The organism is Nocardia sp. NBC_01499 (assembly GCF_045040275.1).
Classification (GTDB): Bacteria; Actinomycetota; Actinomycetes; order Mycobacteriales; family Mycobacteriaceae; genus Nocardia.
The window spans coordinates 409,098-431,746 of sequence record NZ_CP109426.1; the positions used below are offsets into that span (position 1 = coordinate 409,098).

Annotated in this window: 24 protein-coding genes and 1 pseudogene; 18 read left to right on the forward strand and 7 right to left on the reverse strand. The window is 66.2% G+C overall.

The features are described 5' to 3' along the window. The first annotated feature begins 457 nt into the window (after positions 1-457). Positions 458-1,219, forward strand: a complete 762-nt coding sequence (locus tag OG203_RS01810) for a hypothetical protein (RefSeq protein WP_405163885.1) — start codon at positions 458-460, stop codon at positions 1,217-1,219. A gap of 118 nt (positions 1,220-1,337) precedes the next feature. Then, entirely contained in the window at positions 1,338-2,555 is a 1,218-nt protein-coding gene (locus tag OG203_RS01815; protein WP_405163886.1) for a DUF418 domain-containing protein, read from the forward strand. Between the two features lie 785 nt (positions 2,556-3,340). Here the strand turns inward: OG203_RS01815 and OG203_RS01820 are convergent. After that, positions 3,341-3,580 (reverse strand): hypothetical protein, encoded by a 240-nt coding sequence (locus tag OG203_RS01820; protein ID WP_405163887.1) that lies wholly within the window; start codon positions 3,578-3,580, stop codon positions 3,341-3,343. A 161-nt stretch (positions 3,581-3,741) separates the two neighbouring features. On the opposite strand from OG203_RS01820, the gene OG203_RS01825 reads away from it, so the two are divergent. From OG203_RS01825 to OG203_RS01865, 9 genes are all read left to right on the forward strand, one after another. Next, positions 3,742-4,239, forward strand: a complete 498-nt coding sequence (locus OG203_RS01825; RefSeq protein WP_405163888.1) for a pyridoxamine 5'-phosphate oxidase family protein — start codon at positions 3,742-3,744, stop codon at positions 4,237-4,239. Positions 4,240-4,333: 94 nt separating this feature from the next. Next, the gene (locus OG203_RS01830) at positions 4,334-4,741 is read left to right on the forward strand and encodes a YciI family protein (protein WP_405163889.1); all 408 of its coding nucleotides are present in this window, start codon (positions 4,334-4,336) and stop codon (positions 4,739-4,741) included. 107 nt (positions 4,742-4,848) lie between these two features. Continuing rightward, a complete protein-coding gene (locus tag OG203_RS01835; protein ID WP_405167750.1) occupies positions 4,849-6,006 on the forward strand; it encodes an RNA polymerase sigma factor in 1,158 nt (385 codons plus the stop codon). A gap of 164 nt (positions 6,007-6,170) precedes the next feature. Beyond that, positions 6,171-6,542, forward strand: a complete 372-nt coding sequence (locus tag OG203_RS01840) for a VOC family protein (RefSeq protein ID WP_405163890.1) — start codon at positions 6,171-6,173, stop codon at positions 6,540-6,542. Positions 6,543-6,654: 112 nt separating this feature from the next. Continuing rightward, entirely contained in the window at positions 6,655-6,981 is a 327-nt protein-coding gene (locus OG203_RS01845; RefSeq protein ID WP_405163891.1) for a WXG100 family type VII secretion target, read from the forward strand. Positions 6,982-7,024: 43 nt separating this feature from the next. Further along, on the forward strand, positions 7,025-7,333 hold the full coding sequence (locus OG203_RS01850) for a WXG100 family type VII secretion target (RefSeq protein WP_405163892.1): 309 nt from the start codon (positions 7,025-7,027) through the stop codon (positions 7,331-7,333). Then, positions 7,330-8,196 (forward strand): hypothetical protein, encoded by an 867-nt coding sequence (locus tag OG203_RS01855; protein ID WP_405163893.1) that lies wholly within the window; start codon positions 7,330-7,332, stop codon positions 8,194-8,196. The genes OG203_RS01850 and OG203_RS01855 overlap by 4 nt, the downstream gene beginning before the upstream one ends. Beyond that, complete coding sequence (locus OG203_RS01860; protein WP_405163894.1) at positions 8,193-8,801, forward strand: ADP-ribosyltransferase domain-containing protein; 609 nt, start codon at positions 8,193-8,195, stop codon at positions 8,799-8,801. Before OG203_RS01855 ends, OG203_RS01860 begins: the two co-directional genes overlap by 4 nt. 11 nt (positions 8,802-8,812) lie before the next feature. Beyond that, positions 8,813-9,070, forward strand: a complete 258-nt coding sequence (locus tag OG203_RS01865) for a hypothetical protein (protein WP_405163895.1) — start codon at positions 8,813-8,815, stop codon at positions 9,068-9,070. A 299-nt stretch (positions 9,071-9,369) separates the two neighbouring features. Here the strand turns inward: OG203_RS01865 and OG203_RS01870 are convergent, their stop codons facing one another. Both OG203_RS01870 and OG203_RS01875 read right to left on the reverse strand, forming a co-directional pair. Then, entirely contained in the window at positions 9,370-10,227 is an 858-nt protein-coding gene (locus OG203_RS01870) for an alpha/beta fold hydrolase (RefSeq protein WP_405163896.1), read from the reverse strand. Beyond that, complete coding sequence (locus OG203_RS01875; protein ID WP_405163897.1) at positions 10,227-10,808, reverse strand: TetR/AcrR family transcriptional regulator; 582 nt, start codon at positions 10,806-10,808, stop codon at positions 10,227-10,229. The genes OG203_RS01870 and OG203_RS01875 overlap by 1 nt, the downstream gene beginning before the upstream one ends. 148 nt (positions 10,809-10,956) lie before the next feature. On the opposite strand from OG203_RS01875, the gene OG203_RS01880 reads away from it, so the two are divergent. Continuing rightward, positions 10,957-11,778, forward strand: a complete 822-nt coding sequence (locus OG203_RS01880) for an alpha/beta fold hydrolase (protein ID WP_405163898.1) — start codon at positions 10,957-10,959, stop codon at positions 11,776-11,778. Positions 11,779-11,904: 126 nt separating this feature from the next. On the opposite strand, the gene OG203_RS01885 is transcribed toward OG203_RS01880, so the two are convergent. After that, positions 11,905-13,629, reverse strand: coding sequence for a hypothetical protein (locus OG203_RS01885; RefSeq protein WP_405163899.1), 1,725 nt, complete (start codon positions 13,627-13,629; stop codon positions 11,905-11,907). Beyond that, positions 13,574-14,119, reverse strand: a complete 546-nt coding sequence (locus tag OG203_RS01890; RefSeq protein WP_405163900.1) for a hypothetical protein — start codon at positions 14,117-14,119, stop codon at positions 13,574-13,576. The genes OG203_RS01885 and OG203_RS01890 overlap by 56 nt, the downstream gene beginning before the upstream one ends. A gap of 155 nt (positions 14,120-14,274) precedes the next feature. Here OG203_RS01890 and OG203_RS01895 point away from each other — a divergent pair, with 155 nt between their 5' ends. The 6 genes and pseudogenes from OG203_RS01895 (at position 14,275) to OG203_RS01920 (ending at position 20,808) form a co-directional block, all read left to right on the forward strand. Then, the gene (locus tag OG203_RS01895) at positions 14,275-15,237 is read left to right on the forward strand and encodes an alpha/beta fold hydrolase (RefSeq protein WP_405163901.1); all 963 of its coding nucleotides are present in this window, start codon (positions 14,275-14,277) and stop codon (positions 15,235-15,237) included. 23 nt (positions 15,238-15,260) lie between these two features. Then, a pseudogene (locus OG203_RS01900) lies at positions 15,261-15,323 on the forward strand (hypothetical protein); the annotation flags it as partial. 63 nt (positions 15,324-15,386) lie between these two features. Then, positions 15,387-16,823 carry an alpha-amylase family protein gene (locus OG203_RS01905; RefSeq protein ID WP_405163902.1) on the forward strand — a complete coding sequence of 479 codons (1,437 nt, stop codon included), beginning with the start codon at positions 15,387-15,389 and terminating at the stop codon, positions 16,821-16,823. A 355-nt stretch (positions 16,824-17,178) separates the two neighbouring features. Then, positions 17,179-18,357 carry a family 2 encapsulin nanocompartment cargo protein terpene cyclase gene (locus OG203_RS01910; protein WP_405163903.1) on the forward strand — a complete coding sequence of 393 codons (1,179 nt, stop codon included), beginning with the start codon at positions 17,179-17,181 and terminating at the stop codon, positions 18,355-18,357. Between the two features lie 93 nt (positions 18,358-18,450). Beyond that, the gene (locus OG203_RS01915) at positions 18,451-19,170 is read left to right on the forward strand and encodes an SDR family NAD(P)-dependent oxidoreductase (RefSeq protein WP_405163904.1); all 720 of its coding nucleotides are present in this window, start codon (positions 18,451-18,453) and stop codon (positions 19,168-19,170) included. Between the two features lie 876 nt (positions 19,171-20,046). Further along, positions 20,047-20,808 (forward strand): SDR family NAD(P)-dependent oxidoreductase, encoded by a 762-nt coding sequence (locus tag OG203_RS01920; protein WP_405163905.1) that lies wholly within the window; start codon positions 20,047-20,049, stop codon positions 20,806-20,808. Positions 20,809-20,872: 64 nt separating this feature from the next. Here OG203_RS01920 and OG203_RS01925 read toward each other — a convergent pair whose 3' ends face one another. Then, positions 20,873-21,856, reverse strand: coding sequence for an amidohydrolase family protein (locus OG203_RS01925; protein WP_405163906.1), 984 nt, complete (start codon positions 21,854-21,856; stop codon positions 20,873-20,875). Beyond that, on the reverse strand, positions 21,853-22,623 hold the full coding sequence (locus OG203_RS01930) for an aldehyde dehydrogenase family protein (protein WP_405163907.1): 771 nt from the start codon (positions 22,621-22,623) through the stop codon (positions 21,853-21,855). Before OG203_RS01930 ends, OG203_RS01925 begins: the two co-directional genes overlap by 4 nt. Between the last annotated feature and the right edge of the window lie 26 nt (positions 22,624-22,649).

The following is a 22,649-nucleotide window of genomic DNA, read 5'->3' on the forward strand; positions in this document are numbered from 1 at the left end:
TTCGCGCATCACCGGCGCCGACTTGGGACTCGGCGCGCCGAGCCGAAAACGGCCCAGATCGCCGGAGCCTGTGGGCTCGAGCGGAGTTCACTGCGCCTTCCGAGTAGCCGGTACCAGGGGATTCGAGTAGTCCGGCACTCGTGGCAGCGAAATCAGTTCTTGGCACTGTGATGGTGGCGAGAAGGGAGCCCACTATGAGCGAGCGAACCGAAGGCGCAGCCATTGTTGCGGTCACGATAGACCCGAGCGGCAGGGGGCAGTCGTGAGCGGGCGAACTGCAGGCGCACCCGCTGTGGCGGTCACGACGGAGCGAGTGTCAGCGGGGTGCAGTCGTGAGCAGGCGTAGCGAAGGCGCAACCTTTGTTGTGGTGAGCGGCAGTCGAGTCATGAGGAAGCGTGGCGAGGCCGCAGCCGTTGGTGCGGTCATGACGGAGCCGAGTACCAGCGAGGTGCAGTCGTGAGCGCAATCCATATTCGTGCGCCGGGACACCATCATCGGCCCGAATTGGCAGGGGGTGCGGGGCTGCACAGCATGGTGGTTTTCGGGACCGGACTGGACTGTTACCTCTCCTACCGTCCGATGTTCCAGGCGCCGTACAACTTCCAGGTACTGCTCGCCGTCGAGTTCGATGAGCGGGGCAGCGGGGCACTGGGCGCGGATCGTCGGATCGGCCGCACCGATATCCACACCTTCGATCCCGAGGATTTCCCTATCGCGGAACTGGACCCGGGATATCCGAGCCCCCGCGGATCGTTCCGCGGCACCTTGATCCGCGGCAGACGCGGCGGCACCACGCTCGCCACCGACGTGCTCGTCACGGTGCGCCGCGTCGTCCACTTCGCCGAACTCGACCCGACGCGCGAACGCGGCCGCGGACTGCTCACCCACCTGTGCTTCGGACAGCCCGACCGGATGTACCTGGCGCACCACATCACCCGCCAACCCAGTTTCGACCAGATCGTCGCGGCCCGCCTCATCCCGGGAACCGTGACCGACCTACTCGGCGAACCCTTGGCGGACGAGATCGTCGGGCCGACTTTCGCACAGGCGCAGCCGATCATCCTCGGGCAACGCGAGTTCATCGGTACCCGTTTGCGCGCAGGGGAACTGGCGGTCGCGGCGTTCCCAGCGACCGCGTCCGCTGATGGCGCACAAGGATTTCTGGCCGAGATCGCGGTCGGGCACCAGATCTATCTGGAGGTCGCCGACCTGGCGTGACCGCCCGACGGTGAATGTCAATACGCCGCAGGTCGCAGCCGCGACACCCCCAAGGTCATGGCGATTGTCAGCCCGCCGACGGACGCGTCACGCCGGTACCGAAAGCTACTTTCACACCATGACCGAATCGGCTCTCCCCGCCACCGCTTCGGGCCGACGGATCGCCGAAGTCGACATACTGCGCGGCTTCGCGTTGTTCGGCATCCTCATCACCAACGTCATGGTCGCGACCACGCTGTGGTCGTTCGGCGGGACGAGCGACGATCCGCGACTGCGCTTCGACGGCCGATTCGACCATCTGGTGAGCGCGGCGATCGGAGCCTTGTTCGAAGGCCGGTTCTATCTGCTGTTCGCGTTCTTGTTCGGTTACTCGTTCACCCTGCAGATCGCGGCGGCACAGCGCGCGGGCGTCTCGGCCAACGCGCGGTTGCTTCGGCGCTGCCTGGCGTTGCTGGCGATCGGGCTCGCGCACGTGTTCTTCCTGTGGATCGGCGACATCCTCACCCTGTACGCGTTCCTGTGCCTGATCCTGATCCCGCTGAAGAAGCTGACGCCGCGCACCGCGGTGATCACCGGCGCGGTGCTGTATGTGGTGTGGTGCGGATGGAACGTACTGTCGAGCGACGGTGGTGACGGAGTCTCCGTGCTGGTCAGCGCATTCGATCTGCAGCGGATCCACGACGGATACACCGGCACCCTCGGCGACACGTTCGCCAACCAGATGTGGCTCGCGCCCATCTTCATCGCCGTGATCTGGTTGTCCCAGGGCATGACCGCCTTCGGCATGTTCCTGATCGGCATGGCGGCGGGCAAGCGAGAGCTGCTCAGCGATCGGGAAACGTTGCGGCGCTGGACGCCTCGGGTGCTCGTCGGCGGACTGGCGATCGGTCTGCCGGTGTCGGCGGTGAGCTTCGCGGGTTTGATGGACTGGATCACCCCGCCCGCCGGCTGGGACGGCGCGCAGGAAATCATCAATCCGCTGATGACCTTCGCCTATATGGCAGGCATTCTCTGCCTCGCCCGATCACCGCGCACCGCACAGGTAATCGGGCGGCTGGCCCCCGCCGGACGGATGGCGGCGTCCAACTACATCGGTCAGTCCGTCGTGCTCATGGTGATCTATACCGGTTACGGGTTCGCACTGGTCGACAAGATCCCACCGGCCGGTGTCATCGCCGTCGCCCTGGTCACGTATGTCGCGCAATTGGCGCTGAGTACCTGGTGGTTGCGCAGTCACCGGTACGGACCGGTCGAATGGGCACTGCGGGCCGCGACGTACCTGTCCATCCCGGAGTGGAAGCGTCGGCCGGAACCTGTTCCGGTGCACGTGGATTGACGCGAACAGGTCCGCAGCCTCGGCTTCACCGCATGAGTTGAGGCGAGTCAAAGGGTCGCTGTTGCAGATCATTTAGCGACCCTTTGACTCGCCTCAACACTGGTTGATCACCTACTTGCCGCGCGCAGGCACACTTTCCGGATCGTTGGTGGCTGGGGCCCTACGATCTGGGGCATGCGCGACTCTGAGTGCAGACCCGCTGCGGCCCAGGCGCTGACCGGCGACTCTGGGCATACGGCGCATCGGGACCGACCTCGCATTGGGTGTGGAGGGCGACCTGCGAAGGGGCGCGCGGTTCATGCTCGGCGAGCGCGGCCGCCGCATCGTCGGGACGCTCGGCACGGGCATAGCCGAATTCGGCGCTGCTTAGCCGAGTTCGGCGCCGCCTTGCCTAGCCGAGTTCAGTGCCATCCTGCCTGCCGGGTCCCACCCGCGCAGGAACGTCAATGACCCTTCGGCGAGTTCGGGCGGGGACCTATACCGGAATTCCGGTGGCCTGGGCGAGATCCCAGCCGTGCGTGATCGGGTCGGCGAGGCGAAGCCGCGTTCGGTCGACCCCGGGTCTGTCCGATGGCGCCGCCCTGCTTGGCCGAGTTCGGCGCCGCCGTGTCTGGCCGAGTTCAGTGCCATCCTGCGTGACCAGGTCTGGCGCCGCCATGTCTGGCCGAATTCAGTGCCATCCTGCGTGACCAGGTCTGGCGCCGCCATGTCTGGCCGAATTCAGTGCCGCCCTGCCTGGCTGGGGCCGGCGCCCTCCTGCTTGGCCGAGTTCGGTGCCGCCCTGCCTAGCTGAATTCGACGCCGCCCTGCCTGGCCGAATTCGACGCCCTCCTGCTTGGCAGGGTCCGGTGCCGCCGTGTCTGGCCGAGTTCAGTGCCGCCCGCCTGGCCGAGTTCGGCGCCCTCCTGCCTGGCCGAGTTCAGTGCCGCCTTGCCTAGCTGAATTCGGCGCCATCCTGCGTGGCCGGGTCCGGCGCCGCCGTGTCTCTGGCCGAGTTCGACGCCGCCCTGCCTGGCCAGGTTCAACTTCGCCCTTCGGCGGCGCGAGATCGGCGGCGGGCACGCCCGGGTGGACGTTCAGAAACATGTCCGAGAAATCCGCACGCTTCGGATGTCGAGAATGTGACGCTGGCTCCGTCCCCGGGATATCAGCAGCCACGAGGGCCGCGCTACGAAAGAGGCAGACCATGCAACAGCACGAGATCACCGAAATCCTGAACCGCCCGATCAGCCAGGAACTGTTGTCCCGCGACCTGACCCGCTTGGCCTATATCGCCAAGGACGGCACGCCCCGCAGCATCCCGATCGCGTTCGCGTGGAACGGCTCGGAGATCGTCTTGTGCACGTCGAAGAACGCACCGAAGCTCCCCGCGTTGCGCAAAAACCCGATGGTTGCCCTGACGATCGACACCGAGGTGCATCCGCCCAAGATCCTGCTCATCCGCGGCCGGGTCGAGCTGGACGTGGTCGATGGCATCCCCGACGAGTATCTCCAGATGAACGGCAGCTACGAGATGACGCCCGAGCAGCGGGTCCATTGGGAGGCGGAGGTGCGTTCGCTCTATGACGGCATGGTCCGGATCGTCGTGACCCCGACGTGGGCGAAGCTGATCGACTTCGAGACCACGTTGCCGAGCGCGGTCGAGGAGTTGGCCCGGCAGCGCGAAGAGCGTCAACGCGCCTGACTATCGGTCGCGGCAGGATGTCGAGAATCCGTGCGCGGCTTCGTCCCTGTAATGAACACGGCCAGAATGGGCCGTACCGCAGAAGGAGAACATGATGGCCAAGTACCTGTTGCTCAAGCACTACCGGGGAGCGCCAGCATCGGATAACGATGTGCCGATGGATCAGTGGACGCCGGAGGAAGTTACGGCCCACGTGCAGTACATGCTGGACTTCAACGCTCGACTCGAGGGCACCGGCGAGTTCGTCGACAGTCAGGCTCTTTCGCCCGAGGGCACGTTCGTCCGCTCCGACGGCACGGGGCGGCCACCGGTCACCGACGGCCCATTCGCGGAGACCAAGGACCTGATCGCGGGCTGGGTGATCATCGACGTCGAAACCTACGAGCGGGCGCTCGAACTGGCCGCCGAGTTGTCCGCTGCTCCGGGTGCCGGTGGGAAACCGATCCACGAGTGGCTCGAGCTGCGCCCGTTCCTCGGCGCGGCGCCGACGGTCACCGAGTAGGTCAAGTGATGGATGAAATCGCTGCTGGCCAGCGATCACCGGGCTGATCAGATGACGGACAAACCGCCGCTGGCCGACGGCTGCCGAATGATCGGACAGATCGGATGATCGACGAACTGCTGCTGCGGGAACTGACGCCCGCGGTGATCGGCGTCCTCGTGCATCGCGGAGTCGACTTCGCGACTGCCGAGGACGCGGTGCAGGAAGCGCTCGTCCAGGCCGCGCTGAGCTGGCCGGACAACCAGCCCGCCGACCCGAAAGGCTGGCTGATCACGGTCGCCTGGCGCAAGTTTCTCGACGCCCACCGTTCCGAGGCCGCGCGCCGGGAACGGGAGCAGCGGATCGAGGCCGAGCCGCCACCCGGCCCGACTGAGGCGGCCGACGACACACTCCAGCTGTATTTCCTGTGCGCGCATCCATCCCTGACACCGGCCTCGGCCGTCGCGCTCACACTGCGCGCGGTCGGCGGCCTGACCACGCGTCAGATCGCACAGGCCTACCTCGTGCCGGAAGCGACCATGGCCCAGCGGATCAGCCGAGCCAAGCGGACCGTCTCGGGTGTGCGTCTCAATCAAACCGGTGACGTCGCCACCGTGCTGCGCGTGCTCTACCTGGTCTTCAACGAGGGCTACTCCGGCGATATCGATCTCGCCGCCGAGGCGATCCGGCTCACTCGCCAACTGGCGGTCAAAACCAAGCATGAGGAGGTCGCGGGCCTGCTCGCGCTCATGCTGCTGCACCACGCCCGGCACCAGGCACGAACCCGGACCGACGGCAGCCTCGTGCCGCTGGCCGAGCAGGACCGAAGCCGGTGGAATACCCGCCTGATCACCGAGGGCGTCGACGTGCTCCAGGCCGCCCTGGCCCGCGACCGCCTCGGCGAGTTCCAAGCCCAAGCCGCCATCGCCGCGCTGCACGCCGACGCCCGCACGGCCGAGGAGACCGACTGGGTGCAGATCGTCGAGTGGTACGACGAACTGGTCCGTCTCACCGACAGCCCGGTGGCGCGTCTCAATCGGGCTGTCGCGGTCGGCGAGGCCGACGGTCCGCGAGCCGGTCTGGCCGCCTTGGCGGAGCTCGACCCCGCTTTGCCTAGGTACGCCGCCGTCGCCGCGTACCTCCATGAGCGTGACGGTGATCCGGGGACCGCGGCCCGGCTCTACGTCGAAGCGGCCCGATCGGCGCCCAGCCTGCCCGAACGTGACCATCTCACGCGTCAGGCCGCACGACTCAACGCGCAGTTACGTGGTTCAACGCAGAGTTAGCACGCTTCCCCCATTCGGGTGAGCCGCACGGACTCAACGCGAAGTTGCGCGGGTCACACGGTTCAACACACCGCTAGTGCCTCCCCGCTGCAGGCGAGCCGCGCGGTGCCGTACCGCATCGAAATCATTTGTCGCACTGAATAACACGCCACTATGGTGGACCGATGACATCGGTCAGGCAGTTCCAAGTCACCTTCGACTGCGCGGAACCTGAACGCGTCGCGCGTTTCTGGTGCGAGGTGTTGGGGTACGAGCATCAGCCCGAGGGTTCAGGGGCCGTTGATCCCACAGGTGTCGGTCCGCGACTGTACTTTCAGCGCGTTCCCGAAGGCAAGGTCGTCAAGAACCGTGTGCATCTCTGCGTGCGCGTCGGCACCGGGCTCGTCGGTGAAGAGCGCCTCGCCGCCCTCGAAGCCGAGTGCGCACGACTCCTCCCACTCGGCGCAACACGCCTGCAACTACTGCTCGCCGATGAGGACAACGAGTCATGCCTCGTGATGCAGGACATCGAGGGCAACGAGTTCTGTCTCGACTGAACGTGCCCCGCCCTTTCCGGGGCGCCGCTGAGGGCCGATAGATTCGGATGGAACCATGGGCGAGGTGGGCGCGTCCAACATTGCAACACTGCCCCTGAGCCCGAGCATCCCCGTGACCGACAACGTCGCCACTGCGGCACCCAACACCCTCAACCTGGTTCCCGAGCACGTCAGCGAAGCCGGACGCTATGTGCAGACCACCGCGCAGAATCTCATCAGCGGTCTGCGTTCAGCGACAGCCGACGTCAACGCGCTCGAGACGAGCTGGCGCGGCACCGCGGCGACCGCATACGCCACCGCGTGGGACGAGGTGCACGCCGGCGCCCTCGACGTCTTCGAAGCTCTCGCCGACATGGCCGACCTGCTCGTCGTGGTCGACCGTACCGCTGCCACCGACACCGGCACCGCCGCTGCGCTGAGTTCATTGGACCTGCCCTGACGACCCTCGTTCCGCACCGAGACCCGTTGGGGGACAGCACAACATGACCGATCAATATCGCGTCGACCTCGCACACCTGGACACCGTCACCGCCAAGGTAGCGGCACTCAACGCGTTCGTATCCGACTCTCTGACCGAATTGGACCAACGCATCGCCACGATGCAATCGACCTGGACCGGCGCGGCCGCCGACGCCCACGCCACCGCGCATAGCGAATGGGTCGCCGCCGCACGCATGACCGAAGGACTAGAGAAAATGCGCGCCGCCGCCGCGGCAGCACACGCGTCCTACCAGAACGGAACCGCCGCCAATCGCGCAATGCTAGGCCGCGGCGGTAAGGCCGACCGGTGACCGGCACCGTCCTCGACGTCGACACCACGGTCTACTACGACACCGCAACCAAGATCGCGGCGGGCGCGGCAGCGTGGTGGGCCGCGGTCGATGCGCGCTGGTCCGAGCTGGAAAAAGCGAACCACATGGCTGGGTCGTATTCCGATGCACTGGACTGGGCCAAGTCCTACGATCAGCGCGCGACCGAGATCTTGAAAATGGTCGAAAAGGTCGCCACCGCCGCCCACTCCTACGCCATCGTGCTCAATGAGATGGGGTATCAGCGTGCCCTCGATGAGCACGGCGCGACCATCGACGCTGGACCCGCACCGGTCAAACCCCCGGCCCCGATGTATCCGGTCCTCGTTTGCCGGGTGCCGCTACCTTCAGCCGGTGGCCCCGGTCAGGGGTTGGTCGATGGCGGTCTCGGGCTGGTCGAGAAGATCGGCATCACCATTCCGGACGGCAACGCAACGCTCATCTCCAACGCCGGACTGACCTGGGACAGCGCCAGGACGGCGGAGGGTGCGGCGGGATTTCCCGCGATCCTCGAAGCCGCTGCTGTCGCGTTCCAAGACGCGATCGCCCCAGAAGCATCGTTCATCGATGAGGACCTGCGCGCCCTCAAAGCTGCCGCAGAGTCGACCTTGACCGGAATGGGTGAATTGGCGCAGTCGTGCCGCGATCACCGCGCGCCACTCGATGAGCTGCGCGAGTTGCTCAAACAACAACTGGAGATGGTCCGCGACGCGCTGCTCCAAGAGTTGACGATCACCGCCGCCATCTCGGTCGCGAGCAGCTTTATCACCTTCGGGGCCGGTGCCGCGATCGGTTTGGCCAGTGCCGCCGCCATCTGCGCTCGTTACGCCCGACCCATGCGTTGATCATCGAGAACTGGCGCACCGAACGCAACCTACGTGCCGGAGTGAAATTCGATCAGGATCTAGCCCGCGCCAAACGCAAATGCGAAGAACTCGAAGAACTCGCCCCCAACGGGAAACTCAGACCCAAACGCGACCCACTACCGGCCGAACTACTCGATGACACCGACCGAGCCGCACTCTGGAACTACACCGGCCCCGACGCCGAAGCGCTCAACTACATGCTGCGTCGCGAACCCGGCAACATCAACAGGGCACAACAACTCCGGATAGACGAGACGGTTAGAGCCCTCGACAAACTCCCTGACTATCAGGGCCCGGTCACCCGCCGTGTGAATCTGTCCCCCGAAGATCTGGCCGTATATAAGGAAGGTGGCTCGGTCACCGAACCGCAATTCATCTCGAGTTCGCGATCCCCAGCCGCAGCGTTCGACCGCGATGTCGAATTTCAGATCGTGTCCGAACACGGAAAATCTATCGAGGAATTCGCGCGCAAACCATCAGAACAGGAAGTGCCCTTCAAACCCGGCACCACGTTCGATGTGCAAAAGGTTGAGCCCCCCGACCCGATCACCGGTCGAATCATCATCAAAATGTTCGAACGATAAGGAGCTTTGCCATGGCCGAATACCACAAAGGCCGCCGCTTCTCCTCACGCGAGGAAGACGGACTACCGCCACGATCCGACGAGGAAATCGCCCGGAAAATGGCGATGCTAGACGACTTCAACGCACGCCGAGAGGCCGTCCCACCAGAAGAACGCATCCACCTGTCCAGCCGCTTCGGCGACGACGACTTCAACAACGATGACGTGCCGCGCAATCCGGACGGATCGCGCAAGGACCGGAACGAGGCCCCCCAGGAAGAGTCGAGTTAGCACTAGCCCCGGCGTCCGAGCGAGGGCAACCGCTTGATGATCAAAGTGGCGGCGCAGTCCGAGAAGCCGATGTCGTGCAGACGCATTGGCTGGCGCTCGCATGCACAGTAACGGCCGGGTGCCGTATGCGGTCACTGAGCGGTGGGTCTCGTTCACGGACAGTATCGTTCGACGTTGGCAACGGAAAATCAGCGGCCCGGTCGTCCCGGCGCGGCCCAGTCGGTGTCGGATTTGATCAGCGCGAACCCTTCAACGAACACTCGCGCATACTTCGCGAGGCGGTACACCGACGTCTGACCTCAGCGCCGGATTGGGCGGATTTGCCTCTCGGCCGCCAGTAGTAGGTCGAGCAGCTGGTCGGCGAATTCGGTGGGGGCATCGGTGAAACCGCTGTGGCCGCCGGGGAATTCGGTGAGGGGCAGGTGTAGGTGGGCGGCGAGGGTGGCGGCTGGGCGGTGGGGGAGGTGGCCGCGGGTTTCTCGGCCTGCGGCGAGGATCAGGCGGTCGGTCAGTGTGGCGAGGGCGGTCTCGTTGGGGAGGTAGGAGGTGATGGGGCGTAGTTCGTTGGCCATCATCGGGGCGGCGTTGGCGTGGAGTCGGTGGATCATTTCGGCGGTGCGTGGGGGGAGATCGGCGGGATCGGGCATGCCTTTCATGGTTGCGCCGATGCCGTCCAGGAAGCGGGCGCCCGCGGCCGCTACCCCCTGGGTGCGGAACAGTGTGTACACCTCGTCGACGAACGCCTTCTGCGCGGCGGCATCGGGGAGCACCGCGAAGCACGGTGGTTCGTGGGCGATGACCAGGCGCAGACGTTCGGGATGGTGGGCGAGCAGGTCGATGGCGACGACCGCGCCGCCGCTTCCGCCGAAGACGTAGGCGTCTTCGCCTGCGGGAGTGAGGGTTTCGAGTAGGCGGTAGGCGTCGTCGCGCTGCACCGAGACCTGCTGATCGACCGGCTCGGCCGAGTCGAGGACACTGCGTGAGTAGCCGCGCGGGTCGAGCGTGACGACGGTGAAGTGCTCGGCAAGTGTGTCGGCGATCGGGTCGAACACGGCCGCGTCACCACCGCTGCCGGGCAGGAGTAGCAGCACGGGACCGTGGCCGCGCACCTCGTAGTAAAGGGTGGCGCCGGGAACCTTCAGGGTGTCGGATCTCATCACTTTTCCTTCTCGGCCGGCCACTGCTCTAGCGTGACGTGCAGTGCGTCGATGATGCGTGCCCAGGACTCCGCCGTATCGCGCGAGTGACCGAACCCGCCGGTCGCCTCCAAGACGGCGTAACCGTGAAATGTGCTGCGCAGCAATCGAACCGCGTCGGTGAGGTCGGGTTCGGTCAGTCCATAGGCGCGCAGCATGCCGTAGGTGAGTTCGATGCCGCGCACCGCGCCGGGATCGGCCTCGACCAGTCCGGGAGCGACGGGCGCCTGGGTCGCGGAGTAGCGCCCCGGATACCGCAATGCGTACTCGCGCCAGGCATTGGCGAACGCGGCGAGCGCGTCGCGGCCCGCGCGTCCCGCGACGGCATCCGCGATCAGGGCGGTCTTTTCGGCCGCGGCCAGCATGGCTACCCGGGCCCGCAGTTCCTGGAGGTTCTTCACATGCGAGTAGAGACTGGCGTCCTTGACGCCGAACTTCTTGGCCAACGCCGACATCGTCACGCTGTCGAAGCCGATCTCATCGGCGAGATCGGCTGCGGCGCGGGTGATCCGTTCGGCGGTCAACCCGGCTCGTGCCATCATGTCCACTCCTCAAACTAGGGCCACTAGTTTATAAACTAGGAGCATTAGGTTTGGCAAGTGCCACAGCAATTCGGCCGCCCACCGATGAGTTTCGAACGCGAACACCGTCGACAGAGAGGAGCACGTAGCACCCTCCCAAGGAGAACTCATGACCCAGACCTCGTCGGTCGCCGCCCACACCCTCGACGTTCCCGGCGCCCGCCTGTACTACGAGGTACGCGGCAGCGGACCGCTGATCGCCATGGTCGGCGCGCCGATGAACGCCGCCGCGTTCGCTCCGGCGGCCGAGCTGCTCGCCACCGACCACACCGTGCTCACCATGGACCCGCGCGGGCACATGGGCAGCGTGCTCGACGACCCCGAACAGGACTCCACTCCGCAACTGCGCGCCGACGACCTGGCCCGGATCCTGACCCATCTCGACGCGGGCCCGGCCGTTGTCCTCGGTTCCAGCGGCGGCGCGGTCACCATCCTGGCGCTGGTACAGGCCAACCCGGAACTGGTCAGCACCGCGATCGCGCACGAGCCACCGCTGAACCAGCTGCTCGACAACCGCGACGAATTGCGGGTACAGACAGCGGATCTCGTCACCACCTACGCCAGTGGCGACACCCTCGGCGCGTGGCGAAAGTTCTTCGCCAACGCCAACATTCAGATGCCGGAGCTGATGCTCGAGCAGATGTTCGGCGGCGACCGCGATCCGGCACAGGTGGCTAGCGAACGCTTCTGGTACCTGCACGAGATCGACGGAACCGCTTGGTGGGAGCCGGATCTCGCGGCACTGCGCACGACACCGGTGCGCGTGGTGGCCGGGATCGGCGCCGAGTCGGCGAACCAGTTCTGCGACCACACGACGCGCGCGCTGGCCGCGCAACTCGGCCTCGAACCCACCCTGTTCCCGGGCGCCCACACCGGATTCGTCGAGGACCCAGCCGCTTTCGTCGTCCGGCTGCGTGAAGTACTCGGCTGAATGATCGGCGCGCGGTGAATGTCCGTTGGCGGCGGCGCTGCCCACGCCGCCGCCAAGGACGTTCACCGGGCGACCTGATGAGAGGAAAGCTCGCCCGGCGTCACCGCCCACCCGGGCACTGACGAATTAGGTGAGGCCCCTGATGAATTCGGCAAGATACTGCCCGCTGTAGTCGGGCTTACCGTTGTTCTGCACCGCGGCCGCGCCGATGGTGTCGATGTGGGTGTAGCCAGGCAGGGTCTCCACCTGCGCGGTCGCTCCGGTGGGGACCCACGTACCGACCCCGTACTGCACGACGCTGTCGCCCGCGTAGGCGATGAAGTTCGGCTTGGTGCGGCTCATGTTGTGGTAGCGCAGATTGACCATGTCGCCGCTGCGCGCTCCGGTCATCCCCGCACCGAGATCGATGATCATCCGCAACGGAAAGTAGGTCTCCCAGTACGCCGTTGGCGCGCCGGTGCCCAATTGCCTTGCCACCTCGCGAATGTCGGAGGTCTCCCGATTCGGCGAGGTCCACGGCACACCGACGACGTCGTTGTAGTTGCGCCACGTGTAGAGCGCGGTCCGATCGGTCGGCGCGACACGCGTCTGCGGCCCCGCGCTGATCCGCAGATAGTTGCCGAGCACCGGAATCTGCGTTGCCCCACCGCCGTTCGGGAACGTCTTCTCCTGCACCGGACCGCCGGACAGCGCGCCGACACCCTGCTGCAGCAACGCGAAGTTGCCGGAGTTGTTGTCGATGAACGTGCCCAGCAGCGCCGTGTTGGTGAAGTGGTAGTCGCGGATGGTGCCCTCACCGTCCGCGCCGCCGGTCGCCACCGCCGCCCAGCTCTGGCCGAACATGGTGCTCAGCGTCGCCTCGACCTCGGGATCGTGGATGTGGGCGAGCAACTGGCTTTCCTCGTCGGGCGCGAGATGCGCGGCGAGCCCGGCCAGCCGGTAGAGCATCATTGCCTTGGTGCCGATCACCGGAACGGGACCGAGCGTGCGCATCGGCAGCACACCGCTGTCGAAACCGGCCTTCAGCACATTGTTCGTCGGGCCCATGATGGCGTCGGTGAGATCGTGGAAGAACGGCGTGTTCTGGATGGCGGCCGGATCCGAGGACACCATCGAATCCTGGGCGGCGAACGCGGCGCACTGGTTGTAGCCCGCGTCGGCCTGGGTGGCCGGGTTGCCGTCGAAATCCCAGTCCGAGAAGAACCCGGTGACCATTCCGCCCATCGAAATGCCGGTGCAGACGTACTTGCGTTGCCGCTCGGCCTGATCCGGCATCTCGTGCAGCATGATCTCGTACTGGTCCCTGATCACCCGCTCCACGCCGATCGAATCGAGAATCGGCAGGTCCTGCGAGGTCTTGAAACCGGGGAACGTCTGTCCGTCGATCGGCTTGCCGTTGAAGTAGTAGTCGACCGCGTCCAGGTAGTTCCCGGTCTTCAGGGCGTAGTCGAAGCCCGCTGTCTCATCCAAGCAGGCGCCGCGCCGTGCCAGCGACCAGAACTCGATATTGCGGCCGAGGGTCTTCGCCGAACGTACTGTGTTGCCGGCGACGCCCTCGGAATTGACTGCGCCACCGGCCAATCCCTGCTGTTGCACGACCACCGCGTCGGCATCACGCGAGTTCTGCGGCCCGTCCACCGGTCGATAGCGCAGGTAGCCGGTGCGATCGCAGGCCTCCGAATGCGCGGGCGCATTGGCGGGCAACGGCAGCCGGAAGCTGACGTAGGACACCGCGATTCCGTCGCGGGTCGCGACCGGCTGCTCCTGGCGATCCGTCGCCACCGAGACGGGCGGTTCATCGGCGGCCGCCGCCAGCCCCGGCGGCACGAGACCGGCGGCAACCACCGTCATCACCACCGTTGCCGCCCAACCATTTCGGCGCTCGACGCGCCGCCTCCCCTGTTGTTCCGACCGTCCGAGACGCCGCGCCGCAATTCTCACGGTCAGTGACGTTGCCATGTGAAAGGGACCACGTCACTGGGCGATTTGTCAGGAGATGGCCAACTATTCCATGCAATTCGCCAAGATCGGTACGGTCGAGTTCCGGTGAACGCCGCCCCGGCTCAGACGGTTGAGCCGACAAGTCTGCCCAACGAGATTCGGCCAAGGGCTGGCAAGTAGCAGTGGGATCGTTCAACACTCGAGCCATCACCCCCGAGCCACCCGTCATCGAGCCGTCGGCGCGGGCGTTTTCGAGCAGGGCGGCGATCAGGCCGTAGCGGGCTTCGAATTCCCGCCACGCTTGCCAACCGAGCACGGCTGGCGCATCCGAGAGCGCGATGCGGACCAGCTCGCTGACCACGTCTGCCGCGACCGCGTTGCTGGATGTCCCCGAGTACATACGCCGCACCGCCGGGCACTACATCCGCCTGAGCATCGCACGGGACATGGCGGCGGTGAATCGCGAGTGGGCTCGCCGTGATGTCCCGTTCGGTGTGGCATCCGCCCGGGCGGCGTTGGCCAGTACTGTGCGGTGGAGGCGAGCAGGGAGGCTGCATGTCCGAGGAGACCGGGTCGGGCGGTGTCGTCAGACGTCAAAAGCGCAAGCCATGGGGGATTGTCGCCAGCCCGGTGAAGGCGATCGTTGCCGCGCTCGCGGTGAACACGGTCCTGGCGTCACGAGATACGGCGGCCGCGACCGGCGAGCGCACCGTCCGGCTCCCGGACGGTGATCTGCATATCGTCGAAGACGGACCAAGCGATGCCCCCGCGCTGCTACTCATCCACGGCAACGCCAGTTCGACAGCGTGGTGGGATCCGATCGTCCCGGCCCTCGCCGTGCGGTACCGCGTGTTCCGCATCGATCTGCTCGGTCACGGGCGTTCCGCGAAACCCATTGCGAGATACGATGTTCCGGCCCAGGCGCGGCGATCTGGCGACGTCTTGGACAAACTCGGCGTCTCCCGCGCCACCATCATCGCGCACTCGATGGGCGGTATGGTCGCCACCGCATTGGCCGAGCAACGACCCGGCCTGGTGACCGCGCTGGCACTCATCGACTCAGCGCCGAGCCCCGGCGCCCCCATCCGGCAGGCGCTGATTCCCCGGCTCGTTCCAGTGCCCGTTCTCGGCCAGCTGCTGTGGCGATTCCGCACCGACGACCGTATCCGAGCGGGACTGGACACGGCCTTCAGCCGCGACTTCGACATACCCGACACTCTCATCGGCGGCGTGCGGGGCATGACCTACCGCTCATTCACCTTGTCGCCCAAGCAAGCTCGCCGATACATCACTGAGCGGACGCTGCCCGATCGCCTGGCCGCCCTGGATCGCCCCGTCCTGGTGGTCTTCGGCAGCGACGATCGGCGCGTGCGAACCGCCGCGGCCGAGGAATACCGGATCATCCCGGGCGTGCGCATCAACATACTCCCTGGAGTAGGCCACACGCCGATGCTCGAAGACCCGCAACGAACTATCGACCTGTTGCTGGCCTTCCTCGCCGCGAACGTGCCGCAGTAGCGAGTATCTGACACACCGTCGCGATGCTCCTGGCTACGGCGGGCAGCGTCGACGACGGCAAATCGACCCTCATCGGCCGCCTGCTTCCGTCGACTTGTCGCTCCGGCGTGCCGAACCCGAGGTAACGCACCCTCGGTTACAGTCGCCCCATGTCCCGCGTATGGGTGTTCGCGCTGATCACTGCGGTAACGACGACATGGGTCACGGTCCCGGCCCAGGCTTCGGCAGAGGAGCCAGGCGGGCGTGACGTGATCGCGCAGATGTTCGGCTGGAACTGGCGATCGATCGGCCATGAATGCCAGGCGACGCTCGGCAAGCTGGGTTACGGCGCCGTGCAGACCTCGCCGCCGGAGGAGCATTCGCTGTTGCCGGAGAAGGGTTTTCCGTGGTGGCAGAGCTACTCCGCGGTGTCCCACAAGCTGGAGAGTCGCTTCGGCACGCGCGATGAGCTGGCGTCGATGGTCCGCAGCTGCCATGAATCGGGTGTCCGGGTCTACATCGACGCGGTGATCAACAACATGTCCGCGACGACCGGGTGCGGCATCGGCAGCGCGGGTACGCCGTATTGCCACTACTGGTATCCGGCGGTGCCCTACACCGATCGCGACTTCCACCATTGCGGAACACCGGGTGATGCCGTCGAAGATCTGCATGACCGCGCCCAGGTGTTCAACTGTCAGTCGTTCAACGGGGCAGACGTGGCGACCGAAGACGACTCGGTCCGGGATCGGATCGCCGCCTACCTCAACGACCTGCTCTCCCTCGGCGTCGACGGGTTCCGCGTCGACTCGGCCAAATACATTCCCCCCGACGACCTCGCGGCCATCGAGCAGCGACTGACCCGACCGGCCTACGTCTACCAGGAAGTCATCTACGGCTGGGGCGAAGCCGTGCAACCCGAGGAGTACCTGGCCACCGGCGCCGTCATGGATCTGCGCTACGCCGGAACCCTGAGCCAGATCTTCCGGCACGGACGACTCGCCTGGCTGCGCACCTTCAGCTCGGCCTTACCGTCGGACAAGACCGTGGTGTTCGTGGCCAACCACGACACCGAACACAACGGATCCACCCTGACCTACGCCGACGGCGAGCGATACACCCTGGCCAACGCGTTCATGCTCGCCTGGCCCTACGGCCGCCCAAAAGTGCTCAGCGGCTACGCATTCAGCACCTACGACGAGCCATCACCCTCCGACCCGCTCGGCCGCACCATCGACGCCACGTGCGGCGACGGCCACTGGCTGTGTGAACACGCGTGGCCCGGCATCGGTGCCATGGTCGCCTTCCATCAGCAGGTGCAAGGTCAACCGGTAGTCGACTGGTCCGACAACGGCGCCAACCTCATCGCCTTCGGTCGCGGCACAGACGGATACCTCATCCTCAACGGCGAAGACTCCCCGGCCACCGACCGCGCTTATCACACCTCGCTACCCCCGGGCCGCTACTGCGACGTGCTGCACGGTGTTGTCCAGTCGGGAACCTGCACCGGCCCGGCCTACGAGATCGACAACACCGGCCTACTCCACGCCGACGTCCCCGCCCAGTCCGGGATCGCGCTGCACACCGGTGCCGTCGTCGCCGAATAGGAGATTCCCGCCGACTTCCAACTCAACGTTCGGGATCGGCCCGGAATCCTGAAGCGGGCCCGCCCGCCACCGGGAGGGGTTCGGTCCGGCGTGCGATGCTTCCCAGGCTTTGCAAAGGCGCGTACTCGCGGACCTTGTCGCGCGGGCGCTCGTAGCCTGAGGTGCGGTGTCGGTAAGCGTTTGCGATCGCGAATCTCGGCAACAGTGCGTCAGCCCATGGGGCAAACGTGATGACACGCCCCGGTCGGTCGCCACGCCGGGATGGAACCAGATGTTTGCCGGGACGCCGCGGTATCGGTGGTCAGCGTCTACCGTTTCGGGTGCGTTGTTCGACCGAGGATGAGGGGAATCTTCCATGAGCGCTAGAGAATTCGCGCCCGTCCATGATTCGGGCACGCCGATGTCGCCGACTCCGTACGAACAATCCATCGGGCCGAGGAGCACTTCGGCCGCACGTGCATTCCTGTCCACGCTGCCGAAAGGCCTTGGCACTTCGGCAGCGCGGGCATTCCAGTCCACGCTGCCGGAGGTGTTCGACGACGAACTGGATGAGGGGTACGTCGATCGGTCGTGGGGTGATGGGTCGGGACCGCCGCTGTACCTTCCCGCTCCGGAGCGGATCGATACTGCGCTCGGCGATCTGCTCGACGCGCGGGTGGGCGAATGGGGAACCGAGTGCGGATTCGACAAGCAGGGGTCCGAAGAGTTGCGCGACAACGGGTTCGGTCGCCTCGCGATGCTCGCCCACCCGGATTCCGACGATCCGGATCAGTTGATGATCGCGGCCTGGCTCAACGCCGCCTGGTGGGCCGCCGATGACCGCTACGCCGACGACACCGACAAGGGCGCGCTGCCGGAAAAGCTGCCGCCGCGACTGATGGTGGCCATGATGGCGTTGGATCCCCTTGCGCCCGTAGGTGAATTCGACCCTCCGCTGGCAGAGCGGATCCGATCCGAACCGGTGCTCGCGGCGTTGCAGTCGGGAGTGCGATACCTGGCCGAGCGTGGCACCCCCGCCCAGGTGCAGCGTGCCTGCTACGCCAGCTTCGCGATGTTCGTGTCGTGGACGGCCTACGCCGCCTGGCGGCATACCGAGAATTACCCCCCAGCATGGGAGTACCTGGCCGCCCGCCAGCACGACAGCTTCTTCACCTCCATGACACTCGTCGACCCGGTCGGCGGATATGAATTGCCCGCCAACGTTTTCTACGACCCGGACGTGCGGCGATTGGCTAATCAGGCCGGCCTGGCGTCGGTGGTACTCAACGACCTCGTTTCGGTGACCAAGGATGCCGCCGACGCGAAACCGTTGCCCAACATGGTGTTACAGATCGCGGCCGACCGACACTGTTCGCTGTCCGACGCGACCGAGATCACGGTCGAACTGCACAACCAGCTCGTGCGCGACTTCCGCGACGGTCACCGACGCATGCGGGAGGTCCCGTTACCGGAGTTGCAGCGCTTCCTGAACGGTGTGCGCGCATGGATGGGCGGGGGTGCCGAGTGGCACATCACCGCCCCCCGCTACCGCTGAGAACGGGTGATCGACGCCTCCCCCCGACGTGAGACCAAGCCGACGATGGCAGACTTGCGGCATGGTGGTTACAGAATGAGTCGGGGTGTGTTGGTGACAGGGGCTTCGCGGGGGATCGGGCGGGCAGTTGCCTTGGCGTTCGCGGAGATCGGTGATCGGGTGGCGGTGCACTACTCGTCGCGGCGCGACGACGGCGAGGAGACCTTGCGCGGACTGCCGGGTGAAGGGCACGTGCTCGTCAGCGGGGACATCGGATCCGCAGATGCCGTCGCGGGGATCGTCGAGGCGGCTGTCGAGGGACTCGGCACAATTGACGTGCTTGTCAACAATGCCGCCGTCAATATCGCGCACCCGGTGGCGGATACTGGCTACGCCGAGTGGCAGCGGGCGTGGCGAGAGACCGTGGGCGTCAACGTGTTCGGGACCGCCAACATGTCCTACTGCGTTGCCAGGCACATGATCGACAAGGGCATCGCGGGGCGAATCGTGAACATCGGTTCACGCGGCGCATTCCGCGGTGAACCCGAGTACACCGCCTACGGTGCAAGCAAGGCCGCCGTGCACGCGCTTGGCCAGTCACTGGCTGTCGAGTTGGCGCCGCACGGAATCGCGGTCGCCTCCGTCGCGCCCGGCTTCGTCGCGACCGACCGAGTCGCCCACCGCGTCACCGACGAGGTCCGCGCGCAGAGCCCCTTCGGCCGGGTCGCGGCGCCCGCCGAAATCGCCTCCGCCGTAAGGTATCTCGCCTCACCCGAGGCAACCTGGACCTCCGGCTCCGTCCTCAACGTCAACGGCGCCTCGTACCTGCACTGACCGCGTCCCGCTCCAGCATCGACGGCTATACCCTCGCCGGACTGTGAGTCGCGTTCATGATCAACGGGACATGGTGGCGCCGATATGCGAGTAGCCCCGCCGCTATGTCCCGTTGGTCGTGCGTGCGGGTGAGCCCGCCGCTATGTCCCGTTGGTCGTGCGTGCGGGTGAGCCCGCCATCATGTCCCGCTGGTCGCGCATGTGTCCCGTTGATCTTGGATGGGGCCGCCGTTGGCGACAGCCGTAGCGTTTCTCGGGGTTCGCACCCCGTCTGGGCATTGCGGATCCCGCGAGAGAGGTTCTCGACACGGTGGTGCCCGTGGGGTTGTTCACGTTCGGGGAGCGATCAAGATCATGGGGAACTGGTGGCGGAAAAGTTCGAGAGAGCTCCGCCACCAGTTCCCCATGATCTTGAATGGGGGCCGGTATTTGGCGACATCCGCGCCCTTCTCGGGATTCGCACCGTTTCGTCGGCCCGCAGTGGGTGGCGTTCGAGAAAGGGTGCGGATGCTCGTCGGGTACCTACGAAGCACTCACCCGAGATCTGCGCTCGTGCTGCTGGTGGCCGGTGCCGCGGAGTCGATCGCCGATCGGGTGCCGCATTTCCAGATCCGTCCCAACGCCGAGAACTACTGCTACCGGAGACCTTCCGCCTGCTCACGTCTGTGCGGATCGTCTCCGCCCGGTCGCGTTGGTCCGTGAAGATTCAGACAACGCGATCACGAGATGGCTCGCCGCCAACGAGTTGGCCGCGGTCGGGGTCGTACACAGTGTCAGGGTGCGTTGCTGACCCAGAATCCATGCGGGCAGGGCGGCACGATCGTGGAATGCTTCGCTACCAATGGATTTGCCGCGTGGTCATGGAATGATCGGATGCGTGGTGGTGTCGCAGCGACGGGTCGCGTTGGTGACGGGGAGTTCGCGGGGGTTGGGTAGCGCGATCGCGCGGCGGCTTGCCGCTGACGGGTTGGCCGTCGTGGTCAATGGTTTGCATGACGACGAGAAGACGCACGCGGTTGTTCGCACGATCCGCGACAACGGCGGTGTCGCCGAACCGATTTCGGCCGATGTCACCGACGAACGTCAGGTGCGCGGACTTGTCGCCGCGATCACCGACCGCCTCGGCCCGGTCGACGTGCTGGTCCTCAATGCGACCGGGCCCCAACCCGATGCGCCGCTGACCGACGTCACGTGGTCGGATCACCTTGCGCAACTGGACTTCTTCGTCAAGAGCCCGGTCCTGCTCGGCAACCAGATAATCCCCGGCATGCAGGAACGTCACTACGGCCGAATCGTGCACATCGACTCCGAAGTAGCCGACCGCCCACCACCGGGCCGCTCCGCCTACGCCACCGCCAAAAACGCCCAGATCGGCCTGACCCGCAGCTGGGCCCGTGAACTCGCACCCTTCGGCATCACAGTCAACACGGTCGCCCCGGGCTTCATCCCCGTCGAACGCCACGCCGATGTCCCCGACTCCATCCGCGCCACCTACCTCGCCACCGTCCCCGCCGGTCGCATGGGAACCCCCGACGACATCGCCACCGCCGTCAGCTTCTTCGCCGCACCCCCAACATCTTTCATCACCGGCCAACGCCTCGTAGTCGACGGCGGCCGCGCCCTAGGGTCTGTTTCATAAACGAGGCGCCATTCGTTGACTGAGGCTGATCACTGGTAGCGCCTGCGAAGCGCACGGCGAGCTTTCATCGGGCAGGCGAAGTGGTCCTCGGGTCCCCACCGCCGTGACGGTGGGCTGCCGAGGGGACCAAGTCGAAGGCGCGGCTGCCGATGTGGTCGACCTGTGCGCCATCGAGGACCGTCGAGTCGCGCAACGCGGCGATGTTGGCGGCGATGGTGTCCTCGGTGCTGCAGGGAACGCCGGAGTCGGTGCCGTAGACGATGTGGTCGGCTGGCACCATCGTTAGCGCGGCGGCGATGTTGGCGTCGGTGCCGGAAGCGGCGGTGTCGAGGTAGAGGCGACCCAGCTGTGCGCGGATCTCGTCGGGGGTGATCCCGGCCGCACCTGGAACCCAGGCTTCGGTGCCGAGCAGACCTATCCGCCCGGACAGCCCAGGCAGAGCGCCGCCGCAGTGGGCCAGTACGAAACGGATGTTCGGGTGCCGGTGGAACACCCCTCCGTACATCATCGCCACCACCGTCCGGGCGGTGTCGAACGCGACCTCCACCAGGGGCGTTGGCAACCCCAGCTGCGGCAGGGTCGTGGTGTCCGGATGAACGAACACGGTTGCGTGCCGCCGGTCGAGCTCGGCCCACACCGGTTCGAGTGACGGGCTGGAAAGGTTGACGCCGGCATAGGTGGTGCTGACCGCCCAGCCATCCGCGGACAGTTCACCGTCGGCATGGTCGAGTTCCGCCAGTGCGGCGTCCGGGTCGTCGGTCGGCAGCGCGGCGAGCAATCCGAACCGCGAGGGGTGGTCGGCGACAAGCGTGGCGCCGTAGGTGTTGGCATCGCGCAGCGCTGCGTGAGTGTGCGGGACGTTGCTCAGCAGCTGCATGGCGACACCGGCGCGGTCCATCGACGCGAGGGCCGTTTCGGGTGTCCAGACGTGGGGGTGCGGTGCCATGAAGCCCAGCTTGTGCATCGCTTCCCACGCCGCGTGCCGCTGCTCGTCGGTGGACGGTGTGGAGAAGTGCGCGTGGATATCGATCCAGCCGGTGGCGGTCATGAGGGCTTCCTGTCTTCGTCGGGCCGGGTGATGTCGAGTGAGGGCTGCCAGCGGGGTATCGGTCCGAGTCCATTGGGGATGCGCAGGCTCTTGCTGTAGCCGTATTCGTGCAGGGTTTCCCGGGCGTGCTCGCGTCCGTAGCCGCTGGCACCGACTCCGCCGAACGGAACGCCGACCGCCGCGCGGTTGTAATGGTTGACGAACACCTGACCGGCACGGACCGCGTTGGCCACCCGCAGCACGCGTTCCGTGTCGGCGCTGAACACACCGGCGACCAGTCCGAATGGTGTGCCGTTGGCGATACGGACCGCCTGCTCCTCCGTGCTGAACCTGATCATGGTGACGACCGGTCCGAAGATCTCCTCGTTGGCCACCCTCATGTCGGGCGTCACCTCGGTGAGCAGTGTCGGCCGCACGAAGTAGCCGTCGGACAGCGTCGGGTCACGCGGCAGGTCGGCCTGCGCGGCGAGTACGGCGCCTTCGGCGCTGCCGATGTCGAGGTAGTCGAGCACGCGTTGCCGCTGCCGGCTCGTGACCAGTGGCCCGACGTGAGTGCCGGGCTTGGCGCCGTCACCGACTTCGAGTGGTCGACATCGACCAGGAGCGGAAGACGGCTGCGCAACTGGCTGGCGCCGACGTCGGCGGACACGTCGCCCAGCCGCCGGTGCTCCAGGCGGCGCTGTTCGGCGCGACCGGGCAATGCATCGGTGGCCGACTCGATTTCGGCGGCCCACAGATGGGCGTGGACATCGATGACGGGGTGGCACACGATCGCTCCTTCAGCACGGCGAGG